1 protein-coding gene is annotated in these 1,634 nt (G+C 60.2%); it reads left to right on the top strand.

Going from position 1 to position 1,634, the window contains the following annotated elements; genetic code table 11:
- The first annotated feature begins 135 nt into the window (after positions 1 to 135).
- Positions 136 to 1,392 carry an IS110 family transposase gene (locus tag O4H62_RS26250; RefSeq protein WP_269391841.1) on the top strand — a complete coding sequence of 419 codons (1,257 nt, stop codon included), beginning with the start codon at positions 136 to 138 and terminating at the stop codon, positions 1,390 to 1,392.
- The last annotated feature ends 242 nt before the right edge of the window (positions 1,393 to 1,634 follow it).

Raw genomic sequence — 1,634 nt, 5'->3', positions numbered from 1 at the left:
TAGCACGTCGGGAACATGTTCTGCCGACAGGTTATGGCCGCACGCGCAGCTTCCATATCGCGCAGCGGGTGGCCATAACCGGGTCTCAGGTCTCAACAGTGGTTTTGCTGAACCACACCGCTGAGGAGACCGGCTATGACCACCACCCATTCTATCCCTTCGACCGTCCTGGTCGCCATCGACATTTCCAAGCACCGCCATGAGGTCCTGATCGGAGTCCCGGGCAAGAAGCGTCGTCGTCGTATGACGATCATGAACACGCTGGAAGACTTCCATCGTTTATCCGCGGCACTGGTGGGGTACGACCTGCCTGTTCGGATCGGGTTCGAGGCGACCGGCAACTATCACAGACCCCTGGCGCATCATCTCGGACAGGCCGGGTTCGAACTGAAGCTCGTTTCCTCGGTCGGCTTGGCCCGGACGCGCGAGGCCTTGCACAACAGTTGGGACAAGAACGACCCGAAAGACGCTCAGGTCATCCTGCACATGCTGGAGATCGGCGCCGTGCAGTTCTTCCATGATCCGCTGGTCGTCGGGACCGCCGACATCCAGGAACTCTCGAAGACCCACGAGATCGTCTCGCGTTCGAAGACCGAGCTATGGCACCGTATCCTGACGCATTACCTGCCGCTCTACTTCCCCGAGGCCGAGCGGTTTCACCGAAGCTCCCGGACGGACTGGTTCCTGGCGTTCCTTGAGAAGTATCCAACACCGGCGATGATCACGGCCATGAGCCAAGAAGCTTTCATCGCAGATGCCTGGCAGGTGGTGGGCAAGAAGGTTTCCAAAGAACGCCTGCTTTCAGATATTTACGCCACGGCCATAGACTCTGTTGGTTTGCCCGTCGGACCGGATTCCGACGCGGTTCGCATGTTCCGTCTCGTCCTTGCCGAAGGCAGAAGCCTTGTCCGCCAGCGCAACGAGATTGAGGCCCGGGCGGTCGAGCTGCTCTCCGATCTGCCGGACTATCAGTTGCTGACAACCATCCCCGGCATCGGCCCGATCAATGCGATGACCATCCTCGCGGAGGCCGGCGACCTGCGGCGGTTCCGGCATCACCGGCAGTTCCTGAAGTTCTGCGGCATGGACCTGGCCACCGTGCAGTCCGGCATGTTCCGCGGCCAGAGCCGGATCTCGAAGTATGGCAATGCCCGGCTGCGCCGTACGCTCTGGATGGCTGGCCAGACGGCCGTTCTCAAGCGGACCAACAGCTTCCGCGACAAGTTCGAGCGCTACATCTCGAAGGATCGACACAACGCACATCTGCGCCGCAAGGCCTACACCGCAATCGCGGCCAAGATGGCGCGCACCGTACACGCCGTGGTCAATCACGGTGAACCCTATCGCCCCTTCTTCGAAGGGGTGAGCCCAGGCGGAAGGACCTCTCTCTGACATGAGCCGTGGAGGCAGACATCTGACCTCGTAGATAATGTTCGGGCCTTCTGCTTGGGATTTGGGATCTCGTATTAAGGACGGTGAGGGCCGCCATCGCGCGTACCCTGTGTTTGCTATGGATGAGATCATTTCTTGACGGCAGAGCCCGTCTGGGCAACCTTATCACGGTATCCGGACAGCCGGGTGCCACACGACCTGCTGACCTAAGCAGCCAGAATTTCCCGACATAGGACGTTGTC

The sequence above is a fragment of the Parahoeflea alexandrii genome (genome assembly GCF_027214025.1).
GTDB classification, from domain to species: Bacteria; Pseudomonadota; Alphaproteobacteria; order Rhizobiales; family Rhizobiaceae; genus Hoeflea; species Hoeflea alexandrii_A.
The sequence above is the reverse complement of the archived record's forward strand: the minus strand, read 5'-3'. Positions and strand labels throughout refer to the sequence as shown.